Genomic DNA, 17884 nt, shown 5'->3' with positions numbered 1-17884 from the left:
TAACTTTTTGTCTTTTAAACAATTAGCAGTCAATCCTCATTATGATTGCCTGGATCTGTAGTAGGGTTCATGATAGAAATGATCTTCATGAATTCTGCGCCGCTCAGATTGACGGTACTTCTTTTCATCCCACAACATGAACCACAAAGTAAATAACGGAACAAACACAAGTAAAGCTGGACGTATGCCGAAATTACCAATAATAATACCTAAAAACAAAACAGTTAATACTAAGCCAAGACGTCTCATTGATTTCATGAATTCTCACCTCGTTAATTTATGCGAACAATTGTTCGTATATTTAGTATACGAATATTTGTTCGGTTTGTAAAGAGGGAAGTGATAAAAATTTGAAAGAAGAAGAACTTGGGCGAAAAAAGAGTTTGAGACAATGGTCTCAAACTCGGTTTTAAACAATTTTCTTTTTTAGTACTAATTAATAGATATGACTACGATAGAGCCCTACTACTCGTCCTAATATAGATACTTGATCTAAAATGATTGGTTCGAGTAAGTCGTTTTCAGGTTGAAGACGGAAGTAGTTTTTTTCTTTATAGAATCGTTTGCAAGTCGCTTCATCCTCTGCAGTCATTGCAATGACGATATCACCGTTTTGTGCAGTTTCCTGCTTCCGAACGATCACGTTGTCGCCATCCAAAATTCCAGCATTGATCATACTATCTCCACGAATCGTCAGCATAAAGAGACTGCCTTCTTCAGAAGAAAGATTAGGAGGGATCGGAAAGAAGTCCGAAGCATCTTCTACTGCTAAAATTGGTTCTCCAGCTGTTACTACGCCAAGTACTGGAATAGTTGTTGGACGAATCCCAATCTTTTCTAAACCTTGTTTTGTCAACTCGATTGCACGAGGTTTCGTCGGATCTCTTTGGATAAACCCTTTTTTTTCAAGCCGTGCAAGATGACCGTGAACAGTAGAAGTAGAAGAAAGCTGAACAGCTTCCCCGATTTCACGGACAGTTGGCGGGTATCCTTTTTGGGTTACTTGTTCATGGATATAACGTAAGACTTCAATTTGTCTTGATTCAGTTTGTCGGGCCACAAGGTACACCTTCTTTCACTTGATAAATAAATAGTACCATATAAAAAGCGCTAAATCAAACGAATGTTCGTATTTTATTTAGTTTATCTAGTTGTTTTTTTTTCAGTTTTTATATAATATGAAGGAGAGTAAAAGGAGGGCTGAGCATGCTGTCACCTGAAAAAATAGAGCGGATCAATGAACTTGCACGTAAAAAGAAGGAAAATGGTCTCTCGAAAGCCGAAGAACAAGAACAAATCAACTTACGCAAAGAGTATTTGGAAGCTTTTCGTTCCGGTATGCGTCATCATATCGAAGGAATGAAAATCGTCGATCCTGAGGGCAATGACGTGACCCCGGAAAAATTAAAAGAAATCCAAAAGAAAAAAGGCTTACACAACCGAAATGACAACTTTTAGTAAAAAATACTGAAAATGATTGCTTTTTCGTGTGACATCTTATAGAATGAAAGTGTAAGAAATAAAGGTAAAAAAAACCTAAATTAATAGGAGGGGTTATTTTGTTTGACAAAATTGACCAACTTGGCGTTAACACAATTCGTACATTAAGTATTGAAGCAGTCCAAAAAGCAAACTCAGGACATCCTGGATTGCCGATGGGCGCAGCACCTATGGCATATGCGTTATGGACAAAACACCTGAAAGTAAATCCAACGACATCGAAAAATTGGGCTGATCGCGACCGTTTCATTCTTTCAGCAGGACATGGGTCAGCAATGTTATATAGTTTACTTCATTTAGCTGGCTATCAAGTGACAATTGATGATTTGAAACAATTCCGTCAATGGGATTCTAAGACACCGGGACATCCTGAAGTCCATCATACAGATGGTGTAGAAGCTACTACAGGCCCATTAGGCCAAGGGATTGCAATGGCTGTTGGTATGGCGATGGCTGAAGCACACCTTGCAGCAACTTATAACAAAGAAAACTTCAACGTAATGGATCACTATACGTATGCAATCTGTGGGGATGGAGACTTGATGGAAGGAGTCTCTCAAGAAGCAAGTTCGATGGCAGGTCATATGAAGTTAGGTAAATTAATCGTTTTATATGATTCAAACGATATTTCATTAGATGGTCCAACTTCAAAAGCGTTCACAGAAAATGTTGGTGCTCGTTATGAAGCATATGGCTGGCAACATATCTTAGTGAAAGACGGAAATGACTTAGAAGCAATCTCTAAAGCGATTGAAGAAGCAAAAGCTGAAACAGATAAACCAACGTTGATTGAAGTAAAAACAGTCATCGGCTACGGTGCTCCTAAAGAAGGAACATCGGCTGTTCATGGTGCTCCTCTTGGCGAAGATGGTATCAAGATGGCTAAAGAAGTTTACGGATGGGATTATCCAGACTTCACTGTTCCCGAAGAAGTAGCTGCCCGCTTCCATCAAACAATGATAGAAGAAGGACAAAAAGCTGAAGATGCGTGGAATGAAATGTTTGCCAATTATAAAAAAGCTTATCCTGAATTAGCACAACAATTTGAAGATGCCTTTGATGGAAAACTGCCAGAAAACTGGGATGCAGAATTGCCGACTTATGAAGTAGGAAGCAGTCAAGCAAGCCGTGTTTCAAGTAAAGAAGTTATCCAAGAATTATCGAAAGCTATACCAAGTTTCTGGGGCGGTTCAGCAGATTTATCAGGTTCCAATAATACAATGGTAGCTGCTGATAAAGATTTTACTCCTGAACATTATGAAGGACGTAACATCTGGTTTGGCGTTCGCGAATTTGCGATGGCTTCGGCTATGAATGGTATCCAACTTCATGGCGGAACTCGTATCTATGGCGGAACATTCTTTGTCTTTGTCGATTACCTAAGACCAGCTGTTCGTTTAGCAGCGATTCAACATACGCCTGTTGTTTACGTTTTGACACATGACTCCGTTGCTGTCGGAGAAGACGGACCAACACACGAACCGATTGAACAATTAGCTTCTGTTCGTTGCATGCCTGGTGTCCAAGTGATTCGTCCAGCAGACGGAAATGAAACACGTGCTGCTTGGAAAGTGGCGATGGAGACTACTGATGCGCCTACTATCCTTGTATTGAGCCGTCAAAACCTTCCTGTATTGCCTTCTACAAAAGAAGTAGCAGATGAAATGGTCAAAAAAGGCGCGTACGTTCTTTCTCCAGCTAAAGGAGAAACACCAGAAGGTATTTTGATTGCAACTGGTTCTGAAGTTGATTTAGCCGTGAAAGCTCAAAAAGAATTGGCAGAAAACGGGAAAGATGTTTCTGTTGTCTCTATGCCAAGCTTCGACCTGTTTGAAAAACAATCTTCTGAATACAAAGAAAGCGTACTTCCTAAAGCAGTGAAGAAACGCGTGGCGATCGAAGCTGCTGCATCATTCGGATGGGAACGCTATGTGGGGACAGAAGGAACAACGATTACCATCGATCATTTCGGTGCATCTGCTCCTGGTGCTAAAATTTTAGAAGAGTTTGGATTTACAGTAGAAAATGTTGTGAATACGTACAATCAATTATCATAGACACCAATCATTGTTTGAATGATAAAGACAGCTGTCTGCAAGTTGGAGGCAGCTGTTTTTTATGTGGTGGAAAGAATGGATCAATGTTACTTTTCGTTTTCTGTTATATTACATTTAAATGACAAAACAAAGAATTCTTCGGATTAGTTTGTGTTTCTTGAGAATTAAAAGTATAATTTAATTAATTAAGTTTGTTTTAAGAAGAGAACTTTTTATTAAGTTTTTTTATTTTGAGGAGGAATTTGAATGCAAGAGCTGAAGACCCGCAGTGCCCGACACCATAGACCTAAAAGAAACATGGTGATCAATAAAAAAGCGATTGCTCCTTTAATTGGAACGAGTCTTTTAGTTGGGCCGATGATGGTTACAGCGGTACCGCAAAGTGTTCATGCAGATGAACAAGGATCTCAAACAGTCGCTGATCCTCAAGCGTTTATCGATCAAATCGGCTGGTCTGCATCAGAAGTTGCTGCAAGTAATGACTTGTATGCTTCAGTCATGATCGCTCAAGCGTTGTTGGAAAGTGCATATGGTACTTCCGGATTAGCTAGTGCGCCCAATTATAATTTGTTCGGTGTAAAAGGAAGCTATAACGGACAGGTCGTTTATATGGCAACCAAAGAATATGTAAACGGACAATGGGTAACGATGAATGAACCATTCCGAAAATATTCTTCTTATTGGGAATCCTTCCAAGACCATGCAAATGTTCTTCGTTCAACCAGTTTTTCAACAGGCGATTATCATTATGCTGGTGTATGGAAAAGCAATACAACAAGTTTTTATGATGCAACAGCGTACTTGACAGGTCGTTATGCTACCGATCCAGATTATGGGACCAAATTGAACTCATTGATTAATACTTATAATTTAACCCGTTTTGATACACCATCAACTGGTTCGGCGACCACAACTACCACAAGTACAACAACAACTACTACGACGACTTCAACGTCATCATCATCTTCGACAACAGGTGCGGATACAAATAGTAGTCAAACATATACAGTTGTATCAGGAGATACGCTATGGGATATTGCACAAAAATTTGGCATGTCTGTTGATGATCTAATGGCGAAAAACGGCATGTCCATGTCCAGTTATTCTTTATTAGTCGGACAAGAACTAAACGTTTGATTTAGATAAAAAGGCAAAGAAACTACCATATCTGGTATATCTTTGCCTTTTTTTGCTAGTCAAAGACGAATCACTCGCCAGAAATGAACAGATTGTATTATGATAAGTAGGAAAGAGCAAAGACAAGGGGGAATTGAAGATGACAGCTATCTATAACTCAGTCACCGAATTGATTGGTAAAACGCCAATCGTCAAATTAAATAAAGTCGTACCAGAAGATTCAGCAGATGTATTTGTGAAACTTGAGTTTTTTAATCCAGGAGGAAGTGTAAAGGACCGGATTGCTCTAAGTATGATAGAAAAAGCGGAACATGATGGATTACTGAAACCAGGAGATACCATCATTGAACCTACTTCTGGAAATACAGGAATCGGATTGTCGATGGTAGGAGTCGCGAAAGGATATAAAGTCATTATCGTGATGCCTGAGACGATGAGTATCGAAAGACGTTTATTGATGAAAGGATACGGCGCAGAGTTGATTCTGACGCCTGGTGTGGATGGTATTTCTGGATCCATTAGAGAAGCAGAACGTTTGGCAAAAGAAAATGGCTACTTTTTACCATTACAATTTGAAAATGAAGCAAATCCTCTTGTACATGAAAAAACGACTGGTCCAGAGATTCATCAAGCCTTTGGAGTAAATGGATTGGACGCTTTTGTCGCAGGTATCGGGACAGGCGGGACAATCACTGGCGCTGGCCGAGAATTAAAACGTGTGTATCCAAAGATCGAATTAGTTGGGGTAGAACCGGCAGAATCTGCCATTTTAGAAGGAAAAGAAGCAGGTCCTCACAAAATCCAAGGAATCGGTACAGGATTTGTTCCTAAAACACTGGATACCTCTGTATATGATAAAGTCCTTTCCGTGACTGGAGACGAAGCGATGGAAACAGCTAGAGAAGTCGGACGAAAAGAAGGAATTTTAGTTGGTATCTCATCTGGCGCTGCAATTGCTGCTGCATTAAAAGTCGCAAAAGAGCTAGGGAAAGGCAAAAAGGTATTAGCAGTCGTTCCCGACAATGGTGAACGTTATTTATCTACAGCCCTTTACCAAGAAATGTAAGTAAACTTGTTTCTCTATAAATAGGTTTATGTGGAAGGCTTTTACAGATGAAAAGAAAACACAAAAATCTATGATAAGAAAAGAGTTAGTTGAATAGAGACGTAGAATGGTGAACATGACTGTTTTACGTCTTTTTTTCATTAAAATACAATAAAATTGAATTTTCTTTTCATGTTAAGTGGATTTTAAAATGTAAAAATAGTATGATAAGACGAGAATAACAACGTGGGGTGTTTACATGGAAAATAAGTTAGTCGAAGAGGTTATCGAAAAGTTAAAAAAAGAGAACATTCGAATCACACCTCAACGGTACGCGGTTTTAGAATATTTGATTGAACATCATTCCCATCCAACAGCTGATGAGATTTATAAAGCACTTGAACATCGTTTCCCAAACATGAGTGTTGCGACCGTTTACAACAATCTTCGTCTGTTTACTTCGATTGGATTTGTTCAAGAAATGAAGTACGGCGATGCTTCTAGCCGTTTTGATTTCAGCTCAAAGCGTCACTATCATGTGATTTGCGAAAACTGCGGTAAGATCGTTGATTTTCATTACCCAGGGTTAGAAGATATAGAAATGGCTGCGAGTAGGCTGACTGATTTTGAGATTAACGAACATCGGCTGGAATTGTATGGACTTTGTCCAGACTGTAAAGAATCAGCAAAAAAGGCACAAATGTAAAAACAGTTTCTACAAGTGTTACACCTAAAAAAGCTGGCTGCGTAAAAAAACGCTAGCTTTTTTTATTTTTTTGTCTTTTGTTCACAAACACAAACGTTAAAGTGAATGTTATCACAATTATAACCTTGCTAACAATGGATTTCTATGATTGTAAATGAGTAAAACTACAAATAAACCTTTGTGAATTCACAAGCATTAAACTGTTGTATCCGTTTTATTTCTGTTATAGTAATTTTGTCGAAGGACAAAATGTTAATCGGAGGGACCATAAATGAAAGTAGTAGTAATTGGCTGTACTCATGCAGGTACTGCAGCTGTAAAAAGTATTTTAAAAAATCATCCAGAAGCAGAAGTGACAGTATATGAAAGAAATGACAATATTTCTTTCTTATCTTGCGGTATCGCGCTTTATGTCGGCGGAGTAGTAAAAGACCCAGCAGGCTTGTTCTACTCAAACCCTGAAGAATTATCTTCATTAGGAGCAACAGTTAAAATGGAACACGATGTAACAGACGTCGATACAGAAAACAAAACAGTGACGGCAAAAGATCTGAAAACAGGAGAAACAGAAACGGTTTCTTATGATAAATTAGTAATGACAACTGGTTCATGGCCTATCATCCCACCGATTAGTGGAATTGATGCAAAAAATGTACTCCTATGCAAAAACTACAACCAAGCAAATGAAATCATTGCACAAGCAAAAGAAGCAAAACGTGTAGTAATCGTTGGTGGTGGGTATATCGGTATTGAATTAGTCGAAGCTTTTGTCGAATCTGGAAAACAAGTAACATTGATTGATGGGTTAGATCGCATCTTGAACAAATATCTAGATAAACCATTCACAGATATCTTAGAAAAAGAATTGACAGACCGCGGTGTCACTCTTGCATTAGGTGAAAATGTTACTGAATTCATCACAGATGAAGAAGGAAAAGTGAAACAAGTAGCTACACCAACAGATACATTTGATACAGATATGGTCATTTTATGTGTGGGCTTCCGTCCAAATACAAAACTGATCGAAGGAAAAGTAGAGACACTGCCAAACGGGGCAATCAAAGTAAATGAATACATGCAAACAAGTGATCCAGACATTTTTGCTGCTGGAGATTCAGCAGTAGTCAACTACAATCCAAGTGGCACACAAAATTATATTCCTCTGGCAACAAATGCCGTGCGCCAAGGATTGCTTGTAGGAAATAACTTGACAGAGCATAAAATGGCGTATCGTGGGACTCAAGGAACTTCAGGACTTTATCTATTTGGCTGGACGATTGGCTCGACAGGAGTGACCAAAGAAAGCGCAACATTGAACGATCTAGAAGTCCAAGCAACGGTATTTGAAGACAATTATCGTCCAGAGTTCATGCCGACTACTGAAAAAGTAATGATGGAGTTAGTTTATGAAAAAGGCACAAATCGTATCGTTGGTGCTCAGTTCATGTCTAAATACGACATTACGCAATCAGCAAATACTATGTCTTTAGCTGTTCAAAATAAAATGACTGTAGAAGATCTTGCTCTTTCAGACTTCTTCTTCCAACCACATTTTGACCGTCCTTGGAATTACTTGAACCTACTTGCACAAGCAGCGCTAGGCGAAATCGAAACAGCACAATAAAGAAAGACAGACGAGAGCGGTTATGAAAAAGCTGTTTAGCTTTGACTGAATACCGTTTATTTTGCAAAAAGGGTTGTGACGCGTTTTTTGTCACGACCCTCTGTCTTTTTGTGAAAAGTGCAATTAGTTGTCTTTCTTCGCATTTTTTGTCACAATAAGCAACAAAGATAAAGCTGTTACATAAAAGAACAAGCAGTTTTACTTGAACTTGAAAAGAAAGGTGAGAAAGAAGATGAATAAAGAATATTTTGTCCAACAAGATGCATTTTTAGAAGATTATAAAAATGTTGCGAAGGAGTCGACGATCAATATAGATGAATTGGCGGACCAAGTGCTCTCTCAATTGAATGAAACACAAGAGGAATATTATACGATGCCAGCAGAAGATGCGAAAGATAATGCTTCTCATCGTTTTCCTTTCAGTCGACGCATCTACTCAGATGAAAATGACGGCACATTGAATACGGAGTACACATATGAAGGACAGCCGTATGAACTAGAAACAGAAGATGATGTTTAAACACCGTTTATTCGGAAAAAAGGGTTGTGACATTTTTGTCAACACCCTTTTTTCTTGATTTCATTCTTATTTTTACTATAAAATCCTTTTAGCTTTGTTGTTTAGGAAACAAAAAAATAATATAATGAAAGAAAAAGAAGGTGTAGAAATGGATAAAAGACAGCTGCTAATAGAAGAATATCTGGATTTAGCTAATGAGATTATTCATCGTAATAAACCAGAAATGGAAAAAGAATTTGTAGGATTTACGCTAAATGAACTAGAAGTGATTGAACATATCGGGAAAATCCCTGATCCTAATGTGACAAAATTAGCGAATGCTAGTTATATGACTAGAGGAGCCATCAGTAAGCTAACAAAAAAACTGATAGCCAGAGGGATCATAAACACTTATCAAAGCGAAGAGAATAAAAAAGAAATCTATTTTCAATTGACGCCAATCGGACAAAAAATAAGGAATAGACATGAGCAGCTCCATCAAAAATGGGTACAGCGAGATGCTGCTGTATTTGAAAATATGTCAAAAGAAGAATTTGACACAGTATTTCGTTTTATCGGTCGATACAGAGAATTTATACGAAGAAGCAAATGAAACTAATGTTTTATATTGTAATAATAATAGGCAAAGATCATAAGTAAAGACCCGAATATCGTCGGAAGAAATGGTGCTGCAGCATAAAGTTGCCCTGCGATTAGCGGGCCGATGACGCGCGATAGAGATTGTATACTTTGGGTACCGCCCATTACAAGACCTTGCTGGTTATCTGAGACAGAATTGGATAGTTGTCCATTGAATACAGGAGTAAAAATAGAATCGCCGAAACCATAACAGATAATCCCAAATAAAAACAAAATCGGCAGTAGAAGAATTCCAGATAATGTGATGAATAGATAGGCGAGGATTTCACTGAACATCCCTATTCTTGTGATCTGCTGTTCTGAAAATTTTTTGAGCAATCGAGGCATAATGAACAATTGCGAGACAATATCCAAGATTCCAATCAAAGAGAAGCTTAAACCAACCAACCCAGCCTTCCACTGAAAGGCGTCAATCGAAAATTGAGAAAAGATAGATTGAAGAGAGCCAGCTGCTAACCAAACAGCAAAACCTGCTGTCAATAAAGGAATAACGGATGAAATCTTGAATAATTGTTGTAATTGGTGAAAAGGTCTTACATGGGAGAAACTTAAATCTACTGAACGTTTTTTTATTGGAAGGCTTTCTTGCAAAAATGTGTAGCCATAAACGGCATTTAAGAAAGTAAAGAGAGCTCCAATAAATATAGGAACAAAATTCCCCAACTCAGTTAATAGGCCCCCTATAATAGGACCAAGCGTTGTTCCTATACCGACTAAAGCACCCATCCATCCAAAAACTTTGGTTCTTTCATTAGGTTCCGTAATGTCGGCAAAGTAAGCATATAAGGTGGAGATTTCTCCTGCCGTCAATCCTTCAATGATACGACCAAGGAACAACATCCATATCGAATTTCCTAAACCAAAAATCAAATATCCGATACTTGATCCTAATAAACTGATAATAAGGATCGGGCGACGCCCAAAATGATCACTTAAGCTACCGAGAATGGGGGCAGATAAGAAGGCAGCTAGAGCATAAACAGACATGAGCAAAGTGATATAGAAAGCTTGCTGATGTACGGAGTGGGAATAAGGCAGCGCTAAAAACGGAAGTACAGGACTGACGATAGTAAATCCTAATCCAGTGAATAAGACAGAGACGTATCCAAAAACTTTAGAATGTTTATTTGTGAAACTGTACATTAAAAAAACTCCTTTATGAAATAATGTTAACTTGGAAACAAAAATAGTGTATAGCAATTTTGTTTCCTTGTCAACATTCTAAGGGGCAGCAAAATCTACTTAATTTATTTATTCCGAAAAGTGAAGATGCGCATCAAAAACATGAACAAACAAAAATCAAGTAGACGACACTGTAAATCTGACCGATCAATGAAGTAATAGAAAAGAAACCTGTTCTTGCTTCCCATGTTTTTTTTACGTATACTGTGATTGAGCGGAGGAGAAATCATGTTGAATTTAGAAAATTACTTAAGCGCTGGACAAACAGTCATATCTAATCTTTTACTTAAAAATTATCATAGGATCGGTCTACAATCTGAAGAATTTTTATTTGTTCTACAGTTGCACATGGCACAGCTTGAAGGAGATACTTTCCCTGATTTGCAGATGATTGCTATGGATATGGGAATCAAACAAGATCAGATTTTTAAAATACTGGATCGTCTCGTAACAAATGGATTTATCAAGATAGAAACGACGATTGTCAACGGTAAAAAAGCAGATCGATATAATCTTTACCCCATCTATGATCAATTAGGTGAGTATTTAAAAACACAAGAAAAAAAATACGAAGAAAAAACACAAGAAAAAGAAATCCAGTCAGTGTATCAATTATTTGAACAAGAATTTGGACGCCCGCTTTCTTCGATCGAGTTCCAGCGGATTGGACAATGGCTAGAAGAAGACCATTATCAGCCGGAAATTTTGAAGCTAGCACTGCGGGAAGCCGTATTGAATCAGGCTTATAGTTTTAATTACGTTGACCGTATTTTGCTATCGTGGGAAAGAAAAAATCTACGTACAAAACAGCAAGTAGAAGAAGACCAAAAACGAAGAAAACAGCAACTTCTTCAAAAAGAAGTAGAGCAGCCAACTCAACAAGAAGAATTGCCAAAAGTTTCGCTGAAAAATTGGTTGGAGGAGTAGCAGAATATGTTAAGCAAACAAAAGACAATGGAAGCTCTAAAAACGATGTATGAAATGTTCCCAGAAGCACACGGAGAACTGAAACACAATAATCCATTTGAGTTATTGATTGCAGTGATCTTAAGTGCCCAAGCGACAGATGTATCAGTAAATAAAGCAACGCCAGATTTGTTTGCCTCCTTCCCAACACCTGATGCATTAGCAGATGCTTCAATCGATGAAATCATCCTCAAAATAAAAACGATTGGTTTGTATCGTAACAAAGCAAAAAATATCAAAGCGTGTGCACAGCAGCTGATTGAACGTTTCGACGGACAAGTACCAACGACAAGAGAAGAATTGATGTCTCTTCCCGGCGTGGGCAGAAAAACGGCAAATGTCGTATTAGGAGATGCATTCGGGATACCAGCAATCGCAGTAGATACCCATGTTGAGCGTGTTTCAAAACGACTGAGGATCTGCAAACTAGATGCCTCGGTCATGGAAGTAGAAGAAACACTGATGCGGAAAGTGCCACAAGAATTATGGGTAAAGACACATCATACACTGATTTTTTTCGGTAGATATCATTGTACAGCAAGAAACCCTAAGTGTGAGGTGTGTCCTTTGCTATCAATATGTCAAGATGGGAAAAATCGGATGCGCCTAAAAGAAAAGACGCTAAAAAAGAAACCACGCCTGTAGACGTGGTTTCTTTTTTCTATCTGTTTCCAGAAGCTGAGGTGCTACTGGATGGTGTATGGTCATTTGCAGCATCCGCTCCGCTAGTTGCTGGCTCACTGGAAGAAGCAGGAGGAGCAGATGAAGACGGCGTCGAGCTTTCTTCAGATGAAGAAGAAGGAACCGTCGTTGATGACTCTGGTTCACTTGTCTCTGCTGTCGTGCTTTCTGTTGAGGACTCAGCGGTTGATTCACTTTGACTAGTAGTGCTAGTTTGAGTCGTCGTCTCTGTTGTTGAACTTCCAGGAGTCTGGACGTAGCTGGAAGAAGGAATAGTTGTTGATGGCGCAACTGTGCTTGATCTCACTGTATATTGATCCTTATAGTACAGTTCACCGCCCACACGAATCAAGCCACTTGGCATCTCCCAGTCTGTATTTGTCACGTTAGCTGAAACATACTGCATAAGCTCGCGATAAACATCAGAGGCCACGTGTGACGATTCTGAAGTGACAGGTGTCATTTTCTTGTTGTAACCTGTCCACACGGAAATCGAATAATTTGGTGTATAGCCCGCAAATAGGATATCTGGATATACACCAGAAGAAATACCAAGTTTCGCATACTCGTCATCTGTATAATTTGATGTTCCGGTCTTACCGGCTTGATATAACCCAGCGATTTGCGCATTCGTACCAGTACCTTCAGTGATTGTATCTTTTAAAATATCTGTGATCATATAAGCTGTTTCTGGAGACATGGCTGTTTTTCCATCTGGTTCATAAGTTTCTTCTGTACCGTCTTGGAAGACGATTTTATTAACATATTGAGGTTTGTAATAGGTTCCTCCATTGGCGAAAGCCGCATAGGCTGCTGCCATTTTTAAGGAAGAAGCTCCGTATTTTGTCCCATCTTGTTCTTCCGTATTACTAGAGATCGCATTCGATTGATGGATCGTACTGTATTCGATCCCAAGATTTTTTAAGAAAGAAGCCACTTTATCTGAACCAACTTCATTGAATAATTTGACTGCTGGAACATTACGGGATAAGTAAAGTGCTTGGCGTAAAGTAATGGTGCCCATATATTGATTATCCCAGTTTCCTACAGGTGTAGAAGTACCTTCATAGTTATACGGTGCGTCAGTAATAGTTTTTCCAGTAGAATATTTCAAATATTCAAAAGCTGGTCCGTAATCTGTGACAGGTTTCATCGTAGAACCAAAATCACGGGAAGTATTCACTGCTAAGTTGTTGCCTAAAGTCACGTCTTCTGCGATGTGACGCCCGCCAATCTGGGCTTTGACTTTCCCAGTATTTGTGTCGATAAGCGTGGAGGCAACTTGCATCTCGTCGTCTGGATAAGAGACATACTGATCCGTATTGACGATATCATATAGTTTCTTTTGAGCATCCAGATCCAAATTCGTATAGATCTCTAAACCGTCTGTGTAGACATTCTTATCTGTTTTTTCTTGTACTTCATTGATGACTTCTTTGACATAATTATCGACGATCTTAGTGTTGTCATCAGATTGAGTCAGCTCTTGCAAACCATCCGTTACCGGTACATTAACAGCTTGATCATATTCTGTTTGAGAGATTTTTTCGTTTTGAAGCATCGTATACAAAACAGTATCTCGTCTTTTCTTCGCCTGATCGGGATAAACATAAGGATCATAGGCAGAAGGGGCTTGCGGCATTCCAGCAAGCAATGCTGTTTGTGGTAAAGAAAGTTCTGATAGTTTCTTGCCAAAGTACATCTCAGAAGCTGTCTCCATCCCGTACAAACCATTTGACATGTACACTTTATTTACGTAGTAGGTCAAAATTTCTTGTTTCGATTTTTTCTGTTCCAATCTTACAGCCATCCACGCTTCTTGAGCCTTACGTTTCAGAGTCTGATCCTCGGCGCTGGTGGAGAAGAAGGACAGTTTGATCAATTGCTGCGTCAAAGTACTTCCGCCTTGTAGACCGCCAGAGGTGAAATTAGAAAGGGCAGAACCGATGATCCGAATAGGGTCAACCCCGATATGTTTATAAAAACGACGATCTTCTACTGACACGATCGCATCTTCCAATGTTTTCGGTAATTCATTTGCAGAAATCTTTTCTCGCTTTTCCGCACCTAGATCTTCGAATAATTCACCATCTTGTGTATATAATTTGGAAGATACGGTAGCGTCTAATTTTTTATCTGTCAATTCGGGTGCATCTTTTGCGTAATACCAGAACAGTCCTACACCTGCTAAAAAGAGGATACAGAAAAACGAGAGGATGCCTAAAAGGATCTTGATAAACAATCCTTTTTTATGTGGTCCAGAAGACTTCCCAGAACCTTTGCCAGAATTCTTCTTCACACTCTTTTTAGGAGTAGGCTGTTTCTGTCGTCTAGAGCTTCTAGTTTGTTCATTTGCCATTCTTGCTTTCTCCTTCAATAGATAATGTTGATAAATAGAAGTCAACCGCGTCCAAATAAGGAATCCGCGGAGAAATACCAGTTTTGATCTCTATTCCTAGTTCTTCGATCAAAGATAAAGGCAGTGATTTGCGCCCTTTTTCCTTTTGGGCATCCCAGTAAGCAATCAAATGAACACTATTCAAATAAAAACAGCGTTTCAAAGTCGAAAACCATAATAAGACAAAGCAGACTCCTTTTTGTTCGAGGCATGCTTTCATGTGTTCGATTTGATGGGCATGGAAGTTTTTAAAGGGAAACGATGTTTTGTTCTTGGTTTCTTTTGCTTCAAAGTCCAAGTAAAAGCCTCGATAGACGCCATTATAGTCTGTGGTTGAGGCTTGGGTAAAGTAGGCTTCTTTGATCACAGCAGCGCTTCTCTTAGGATAGTCTACTTTCACGATTTGGATAGGGGTAGGCTTTTTATGGATAACTGCCAACCCGCGGGAAAGATAATACTCATTACTTTCATTGATTGCTTCTTCAAAGCGCATCCCCCGATTGCCGAATTCGGTGATTTGTTTTCTTTTTTCTTGAATTTTTTCGACGGGAGAGGCATTCTTATAATAAGGTTGGCCGTTTGGATAGCGCAATACCATCTTTAATCACACTCCTAGGCCACATTATAGCAAAAAAGCAGATAGAAAGAAAAGGAATCTGAGATGGATAAGTCAAAAGTAATCTATGTGTCTGGGTATCGAAGTTTCGAACTCGGTGTTTTTAAAGAAAATGACCCTAAAATCCAAGTTGTTAAAAATGTTTTAAAAAGGGAACTCCGTCAGTTAGCAGAAGAAGGGTTGGAATGGGTACTTGTCAGTGGGAATTTGGGCGTTGAACTATGGACCGTGCAAACGGTAGCGGAATTAAAAGAAGAATATCCGGAACTTTCCCTTGGTATTTTGTATCCTTTTGCTGATTTTGGTAATAACTGGAATGAAGGGAACCAAGAGAAAAAACAATTAGCAGAACAATTAGCAGATTATGTCGAAGCTGTTAGCCATCAACCCTACCAATCACCTAGTCAGCTAAAGAATCATACTCGTTTTATACTTGAACATACAGTAGGCTGTCTGCTGATCTATGATGAAGAATTCCCTGGGAAAACGAAGTATTTTTTTGAAGATGCACAGAATTACCAAGCAGATCATCCCTACGAAATTCGGCTGATCAGTATGGACGATCTTCAAAATTTTAGTGAATAATCGATATTGTGTTTGATTTATCAACTTTTTTCCTATACAATGAAAAAGGTAGAAATGTTATTACGTAAATGAAAACTAGAGGTGTAAATATGGCGAATTTGGTTTATAGTCCTAAAGACATTTTACAACAAGAATTCAAAACAAAAATGCGCGGCTATGATCCCGTTGAAGTTGATGAATTCTTAGACAATATCATCAAAGATTATGAAACTTACAGCAAAGAACTCCTTGCTTTACAAGAAGAAAACGATCGATTGAGTGCGAAAGTAGCTCAATTATCTAAAACTCAAGGAGCAGCTCAAACACGTGTGCAACAAACAGAAGCACCGAAGAGCGCAGCAGTAACCAATTTCGATATCTTAAAACGCTTGTCAAACCTTGAACGTGAAGTATTCGGTAAAAAGCTTGATCAACAAGCAAGTGCAGTCAAACCAGCACAACCTAATCCAAATAACTACACAAATGCAGATACAAGCTTAGATGATAATGAAAAAACACGTCAATTTTAATTTTTGACTAATGAATTTGCGGTTTTCGGGTAATCGCGGTCTGACTTGATCAGGCTGAGGAAAGTCCATGCTCGCACAGGCTGTGATGCCTGTAGTGTTCGTGCTTAGCGAAACCATAAGCTAAGGTACTCTTTGGAGTAACGGCAGGAAAACAAGCTAAGGCTTCGGCTATGCTTAAGTATCCTTGAAAGTGCCACAGTGACGAAGCGGCTGGGGAAACCCATCCGGTGGAACGCGGTAAACCCCTCGAGCGAGCAACCCAAACAATGGTAGGGGCGCTTTTTGTCTGGAAGAAGAACAAGACAAAAAGGCAGTACAACTGCAGATAGATGGTTACCGCTTTGCTTTTTCTCCCTGGAAAAGCAAAGTACAGAACATGGCTTATAGAAAACCGCAAACATCAGGGAATAAGGTCGTGACAAAAGTATTTTGTTCTTATTACAAAACAGACTTTTGTGTCACCGGTTATTCGGAGTTTGAGTAAAAGCGTGGGGTAGGACTGACTGATGTCCCACCCCCCTTTTTTTATAAATAAGGAGATTATGTATGGAAAAAAACAGGAAGTTCAACCTCGTCGCAACTGCGGCAAGCGGTCTCGAAGCGCTGGTTGGTAAAGAATTAAGAGATCTTGGAATTGAATGCCAAGTTGAGAACGGACGTGCACGATTTGAAGGAACAATGGAAACGATCGCTACAGCTAATTTATGGTTACGTACAGCAGATCGAGTAAAAATCGTGGTTGGGGAATTCGATGCGTATACGTTTGATGAATTGTTTGAAAACGTAAAAGCATTGCCTTGGGAAGATTTTCTTCCACTAGATGCAGCTTTCCCTGTAGCTGGAAAATCAATCAAGTCGAAACTATATAGTACACCTGATTGCCAGGCAATCACAAAAAAAGCAATTGTTGAACGTCTTCGTACGTATTATCATCGTCCAGCTTCTGTTCCGCTGACGGAAACAGGCGCACATTTCCAATTGGAAGTAGCTTTGCTGAAAGACCATGTGATGGTAACTTTGGATACGACAGGACCAAGTTTATTCAAACGTGGTTATCGCTTAGAAAAAGGTGGTGCACCATTGAAAGAAAACATGGCGGCCGCGCTTGTGATGCTGACAAATTGGCGGAAAGATCGTCCATTTTATGATCCTGTATGTGGTTCAGGTACGCTTTGTATTGAAGCAGCCTTAATAGGTCATAATATCGCACCAGGATTCAATCGCGAGTTTGCTTGCGAATCTTGGGACTGGTTCAGTCAGGAAATCATGGAAAATGTTCGATCAGCTGCAGAAGAAAAAGCAGATTATGATATTGAATTAGATATTACTGGTTCAGATATCAATGGACGGATGATTGAAATTGCCAAAGCCAATGCAGAAGAAATCGGGCTAGGCTCTTCGATTGTCTTTAAACAACAAGCAGTGAAAGACTTCAAGACAGATAAAGAATATGGGGTCATCGTTGCTAATCCGCCATACGGAGAACGACTAGGAGAAGAAGAAACCGTTCGAAAATTATATAAAGAAATGGGCGATGTATTCCGTCCATTAAAAACATGGAGTAAATATATCTTGACTAGCGACTTAGCGTTTGAGGAATTTTACGGACAAAAAGCAACCAAAAAAAGAAAATTGTATAATGGTGCTTTGCGTACGGATCTGTTCCAGTATTGGGGAACTCGTCCGCCTAGAAAAAAAGAGAAAGACGAATAATCTGAC

General features: G+C 39.1%; 18 protein-coding genes and 1 other RNA gene. 14 read left to right on the top strand and 5 right to left on the bottom strand.

Annotated elements, in window-relative coordinates; genetic code table 11:
* Positions 1–39: 39 nt before the first annotated feature.
* Both A5816_RS05745 and lexA read right to left on the bottom strand, forming a co-directional pair.
* Positions 40–258, bottom strand: a complete 219-nt coding sequence (locus A5816_RS05745; RefSeq protein ID WP_002297436.1) for a hypothetical protein — start codon at positions 256–258, stop codon at positions 40–42.
* 178 nt (positions 259–436) lie between these two features.
* Positions 437–1060: a transcriptional repressor LexA gene (gene lexA / locus A5816_RS05740; protein ID WP_002309378.1), complete on the bottom strand. Its 624-nt coding sequence runs from the start codon at positions 1058–1060 to the stop codon at positions 437–439.
* A gap of 146 nt (positions 1061–1206) precedes the next feature.
* On the opposite strand from lexA, the gene A5816_RS05735 reads away from it, so the two are divergent.
* The 8 genes from A5816_RS05735 (at position 1207) to A5816_RS05700 (ending at position 9181) form a co-directional block, all read left to right on the top strand.
* A complete protein-coding gene (locus A5816_RS05735; RefSeq protein WP_002309377.1) occupies positions 1207–1458 on the top strand; it encodes a DUF896 family protein in 252 nt (83 codons plus the stop codon).
* Between the two features lie 101 nt (positions 1459–1559).
* Positions 1560–3557, top strand: a complete 1998-nt coding sequence (tkt, locus tag A5816_RS05730; protein WP_002309376.1) for a transketolase — start codon at positions 1560–1562, stop codon at positions 3555–3557.
* Positions 3558–3803: 246 nt separating this feature from the next.
* Positions 3804–4694: a glucosaminidase domain-containing protein gene (locus A5816_RS05725; protein ID WP_010732669.1), complete on the top strand. Its 891-nt coding sequence runs from the start codon at positions 3804–3806 to the stop codon at positions 4692–4694.
* A gap of 139 nt (positions 4695–4833) precedes the next feature.
* A complete protein-coding gene (gene cysK, locus A5816_RS05720) occupies positions 4834–5760 on the top strand; it encodes a cysteine synthase A (protein WP_010732668.1) in 927 nt (308 codons plus the stop codon).
* A 238-nt stretch (positions 5761–5998) separates the two neighbouring features.
* Positions 5999–6445: a Fur family transcriptional regulator gene (locus A5816_RS05715; protein WP_002289542.1), complete on the top strand. Its 447-nt coding sequence runs from the start codon at positions 5999–6001 to the stop codon at positions 6443–6445.
* A gap of 271 nt (positions 6446–6716) precedes the next feature.
* Complete coding sequence (locus A5816_RS05710) at positions 6717–8069, top strand: NADH oxidase (protein WP_002309372.1); 1353 nt, start codon at positions 6717–6719, stop codon at positions 8067–8069.
* 232 nt (positions 8070–8301) lie between these two features.
* Positions 8302–8589, top strand: a complete 288-nt coding sequence (locus tag A5816_RS05705; RefSeq protein WP_086310929.1) for a DUF5960 family protein — start codon at positions 8302–8304, stop codon at positions 8587–8589.
* Positions 8590–8737: 148 nt separating this feature from the next.
* On the top strand, positions 8738–9181 hold the full coding sequence (locus tag A5816_RS05700) for a MarR family winged helix-turn-helix transcriptional regulator (protein WP_025478245.1): 444 nt from the start codon (positions 8738–8740) through the stop codon (positions 9179–9181).
* Positions 9182–9183: 2 nt separating this feature from the next.
* Here the strand turns inward: A5816_RS05700 and A5816_RS05695 are convergent, their stop codons facing one another.
* Positions 9184–10371, bottom strand: a complete 1188-nt coding sequence (locus A5816_RS05695) for an MFS transporter (protein WP_086310928.1) — start codon at positions 10369–10371, stop codon at positions 9184–9186.
* Positions 10372–10638: 267 nt separating this feature from the next.
* On the opposite strand from A5816_RS05695, the gene A5816_RS05690 reads away from it, so the two are divergent.
* Positions 10639–11337, top strand: a complete 699-nt coding sequence (locus A5816_RS05690; RefSeq protein WP_010732664.1) for a DnaD domain protein — start codon at positions 10639–10641, stop codon at positions 11335–11337.
* 6 nt (positions 11338–11343) lie between these two features.
* Positions 11344–12021, top strand: a complete 678-nt coding sequence (gene nth / locus A5816_RS05685) for an endonuclease III (RefSeq protein WP_065773154.1) — start codon at positions 11344–11346, stop codon at positions 12019–12021.
* A gap of 16 nt (positions 12022–12037) precedes the next feature.
* Here nth and A5816_RS05680 read toward each other — a convergent pair whose 3' ends face one another.
* Together A5816_RS05680 and recU are read right to left on the bottom strand one after the other, a co-directional pair.
* Positions 12038–14416 carry a PBP1A family penicillin-binding protein gene (locus A5816_RS05680; protein WP_086310927.1) on the bottom strand — a complete coding sequence of 793 codons (2379 nt, stop codon included), beginning with the start codon at positions 14414–14416 and terminating at the stop codon, positions 12038–12040.
* Positions 14406–15053, bottom strand: coding sequence for a Holliday junction resolvase RecU (recU, locus tag A5816_RS05675; protein ID WP_002309362.1), 648 nt, complete (start codon positions 15051–15053; stop codon positions 14406–14408). Before recU ends, A5816_RS05680 begins: the two co-directional genes overlap by 11 nt.
* A 63-nt stretch (positions 15054–15116) precedes the next feature.
* On the opposite strand from recU, the gene A5816_RS05670 reads away from it, so the two are divergent.
* The 4 genes from A5816_RS05670 (at position 15117) to A5816_RS05655 (ending at position 17878) form a co-directional block, all read left to right on the top strand.
* Positions 15117–15656 carry a DUF1273 domain-containing protein gene (locus A5816_RS05670; protein WP_002372392.1) on the top strand — a complete coding sequence of 180 codons (540 nt, stop codon included), beginning with the start codon at positions 15117–15119 and terminating at the stop codon, positions 15654–15656.
* Between the two features lie 89 nt (positions 15657–15745).
* Entirely contained in the window at positions 15746–16165 is a 420-nt protein-coding gene (gpsB, locus tag A5816_RS05665) for a cell division regulator GpsB (protein WP_002295835.1), read from the top strand.
* Between the two features lie 21 nt (positions 16166–16186).
* An RNA gene (rnpB, locus tag A5816_RS05660) (RNase P RNA component class B) lies at positions 16187–16554 on the top strand.
* 157 nt (positions 16555–16711) lie between these two features.
* The gene (locus tag A5816_RS05655) at positions 16712–17878 is read left to right on the top strand and encodes a class I SAM-dependent RNA methyltransferase (RefSeq protein ID WP_002372394.1); all 1167 of its coding nucleotides are present in this window, start codon (positions 16712–16714) and stop codon (positions 17876–17878) included.
* Positions 17879–17884 lie beyond the last annotated feature (6 nt).

Origin of the sequence: Enterococcus sp. 3G1_DIV0629, assembly GCF_002141285.1 — a bacterium.
Lineage (GTDB): Bacteria > Bacillota > Bacilli > Lactobacillales > Enterococcaceae > Enterococcus_B > Enterococcus_B lactis.
The sequence above is the reverse complement of the archived record's forward strand: the minus strand, read 5'-3'. Positions and strand labels throughout refer to the sequence as shown.